The organism is Desulfatiferula olefinivorans (assembly GCF_054657895.1).
On record NZ_BAAHXV010000076.1, the window covers coordinates 1 to 3,593 of the forward strand.

2 protein-coding genes and 1 pseudogene are annotated in these 3,593 nt (G+C 32.6%); all 3 read right to left on the reverse strand.

All coding sequences use genetic code 11. From position 1 onward, the window contains the following. Positions 1-210: 210 nt before the first annotated feature. The 3 genes and pseudogenes from ACYQ11_RS21720 to ACYQ11_RS21730 all read right to left on the reverse strand — a co-directional run bounded on the left by ACYQ11_RS21720 (position 211) and on the right by ACYQ11_RS21730 (position 3,385). Positions 211-1,356: a glycosyltransferase gene (locus ACYQ11_RS21720; RefSeq protein WP_459925931.1), complete on the reverse strand. Its 1,146-nt coding sequence runs from the start codon at positions 1,354-1,356 to the stop codon at positions 211-213. Between the two features lie 8 nt (positions 1,357-1,364). Further along, a pseudogene (locus tag ACYQ11_RS21725) lies at positions 1,365-1,520 on the reverse strand (DapH/DapD/GlmU-related protein); the annotation flags it as partial. 746 nt (positions 1,521-2,266) lie between these two features. Then, entirely contained in the window at positions 2,267-3,385 is a 1,119-nt protein-coding gene (locus ACYQ11_RS21730) for a hypothetical protein (RefSeq protein ID WP_459925932.1), read from the reverse strand. Positions 3,386-3,593: the final 208 nt, after the last annotated feature.

The following is a 3,593-nucleotide window of genomic DNA, read 5'->3' on the forward strand; positions in this document are numbered from 1 at the left end:
ATTTACTAGAGGTTCTTAGAGAACCGGTAAGCCATATTTACGTTGCCTTTTGTCGGTAAGAATTTTTACCGGAGCATCGTGTTGAATGACGAACGCCCTTTCGGAAATGATGCGGTCTATGATATGCTTAAGGCTTCAACCCGCTTACCTGCGACGATAGAGAGTCAAAGAACAATTTAGTCAGCGGAAAACTCATTACCGAAAGTTGAGTTAATAGCTTAGAAGACTTTTAAAAACATCTTCCATTTCTTTTGCAACCTTGTCCCAAGTGAATTGCAAACCATAATTTGAAATTTCTTTGTTATTCCACTCTTTATTTATTGCTATTTCAATATTTTTTGATAACAATTCAGCATTCATCGGTTCACACAGAAATCCATATTTATCGTTGTTTATTATATCTGGAATCCCTCCTACATCAGAAGAAATAACAGGAACACCACAAGCAAGTGCCTCATGGATAACAACAGGGCAACCTTCTCTGGTAGAAGACATACAAAATATGTCCGCAGCATTTAGCCAGTTTATTATTTCGTCATGAGGTACGGGGCCAACTAAACATACAGAATTCCATAACCTTAAGCTTGTGATAAAATTTTGAAGCTCTTTTTTTAAAGGACCGTCACCAATAATAAATAATTTAAGGCCTTTTTTTATAAAGCTTATAGATTTAATTAGTGTATGAAGGTCCTTTTCCTCAGACAGCCTGGCTACACAAACACAAACTTTTACATCTGAAGGTATCTCAACTGAAAGCTTGGATAATGCTTTATCCTTATTAAGGATATGAAATTTTTTAATATCAATACCATTAGGAATCACAGAAATTTTATGGTCCAATATTTTATAATCATACGTTATTTTATTTTTTAAATCATTGCTTACACAAATAATATGATCAGCTTCTCGAAGAGATTGAATATACTTTTTTCTTCTTCCAGAAGATTCAAAATATCCTAAAGCTTCATTACCATGAACCGTTATTACAACCTTCTTATTATATTTTTTTGCAAATTTATTTGCCACAAAACAATCAGGATATATCCATTCAACATTTATAATATCTGAAATTTTTATATAATTTTTAATATTTTCAAGTAATAAAGCACAATAGTAAGAATACCACCGGATATGAAAAAAAGGCATTGACAAATATTTTGGATATAAAACTTCCAACCCGTCAAAATAATCAATTTTTTTTGGTAAAATCTCATTCTTAAACGGGAAAAAAGATATGGGTGCAATTATTTTTAGGGAATTACGTTTACAGAGGGCTTTTGCTTTTTCAGCAACAAATACCGATGATAGAGGCTTATTTTTGTTGGGAAACATATGACTTAAAAAAATAATTTTCATATATCCAGCTTTCTTAATTTCTTTGAAGGATTACCCCCGACAATAGTAAAGGCATCAACATTTTTTGTTACAATAGTTCCACTAGCAATTATAGCCCCATCTCCAATAGAAACACCTTTTAATATAGTAGCTCCGGATCCAATCCACACGTCATTTCCGATTTTCACTTTTTTAACATCACATGCCTCTACCTGTTCGTCCTTCCTTCTTTTCAAATAATCATAAGAATGACCGTCATTATCTCTAATCGTTACATTACCTGCAATAAAACAATGATTTCCAATAGATACTTCATCAGCTACACTTATACTAACATATGAACCTATATATGTCGTATCACCAATGATTAATTTTGGATTATCAAAAACTTTACTCGCAGAAAAAGTAATAACACTATGCAAAGTTACATTATCACCGATTATCATAGTAAGGCCACCTGAAATATATGGTATCCCCTGTAAATGCCCTCTTACAATTCTAAAATTATTTCCAACACTTGAACACTGAGATTTAAAGAGTGGTTCATAATACAGCTTAACACTTAGCCAGTACAGTAAACGAATCCTTATTTGACGCTCTAAAAATAAAAATTTATGTATAGGCTTAATTGTAGGTATTTCAATTCGTGTAATTTTTTTTATATAATCATATAACATTGAATAAAAAGGTGTCTCTTTTCTTTTTATTTTTAAAATTAATTTCTTAATCATAATCAAATAAATTTTTTCCGGTTATCTATGAAGCTCAAGTAATCTGTTCAGCCAGATGCACCGTGAAGCCCATGATTGGTCTATATCCCTTAATAATATGTAAAATTCAAGAGAAATTAAGCCATAAATTTCATTAGATCTTGACCTAATATTTGAGTTTTTCGCATTTACTGGAGCTTTTTAGAGAACCGCTAAATTTTTTAAGTTAAATAAATATACTTTGGGATGACTAAATCTCTATATTCATTTGGGTTTCCTTCATAACCACGTTCAGCTGCTTTAATGATATTATACATCTCTCGAGCTGTAACATAGTGCAAACAATAATGCTCCCCATCGTTATAATTCCCTTCCAAATGTTTATACATTTCATCTGCTGTATTACCAATTAATAAGTCAAAATCAACTTCTCTGCACCCGTGGGTATGAAGCTTAACAAACAGCCACTCAGGACGTCCCTGTATTCGTACAGCATTATTTATCCAATAATCGGTTCTTTTAGGAAACGGGTAGTCTGAACGATCAAGGTTTGAACTCTCAATTGATGGTTTAAATCTATGTATCCTTGATTTCCATCTTAAACCAACAATCCCCTGTATGATCATTAAGTCGCCCCAAGGCTCACCACCGACACAAACTGCTTTTCCTTTATTATATGATTTTGATTTTTTTGGATCATCCTTAGCATAGTATATTTTATTAATAGTTTGTGGCTGAGCAAGCCCAAGTGATGGGTATGTAAAGTCTGCATAACAGCCACATTCATTTAATATTTCAATTTCATTATTAACACCACATATTTCTGGGCCAAGGGCATTATCTAAAGACCAGTCACCATGTATAAAAGCAAAGGTCTTTGATCCGTTAGGCAAACAAAAGATACCATATTTTGAATAATCTTCTATACATTTCAAAATTTTTAGTTTTAAAGTTTCAGAAGTGTCAGGGAAAGGTTCCATATGGTTATGGTGAAGATGCATCTCAATTTCACCGTAACCTGATTTGCATAATTTAATTATATCACCTAAAAATCGATGATCCAAATGCGGAGGATAAAACCATGAATGTTGTGGGGGTTTTCCATCTGAATCTCTATGTTTATTTGCCATGGAAGGGTATTTTACTGACCATGCATTTACCCTTTCACAAGCCTTTTGAAGACCTCCACCAGAATGGAATGGTTCATAATGATCTACAACTGAAAACATAATATGCTTAGTTTTATTCGTTTGTAAATTCTCTTTATTTATAAAAGTTTTTATATAAGCGGGAAACCAGTTATGTATTCCTCTACTTTTAAAATAATTTAAAAAATACATATAACACCATCTCAAAAAATTGTTAACAGTTAACTTTCAGAATGATTTATGACAGTAAATTAGTCAATCTGGTTATGCACTTCCCTCAAGTTGGAGGTGATTTTTCAATTTTTAAACCACCCGTTCGCGTTGCTCACTGAAGGGCACGAAGAAGTACGTAAATAGGGGTTTTTCTTCGTGATCCTTCGATAAAATGAGAAAGTTGGTC

Excerpts from the sequence above, each read along its gene's own strand:
- ACYQ11_RS21730 (WP_459925932.1), bottom strand. The coding sequence starts at position 3,385 with ATGTATTTTTTAAATTATTTTAAAAGTAGAGGAATACATAACTGGTTT.
- ACYQ11_RS21720 (WP_459925931.1), bottom strand. The coding sequence starts at position 1,356 with ATGAAAATTATTTTTTTAAGTCATATGTTTCCCAACAAAAATAAGCCT.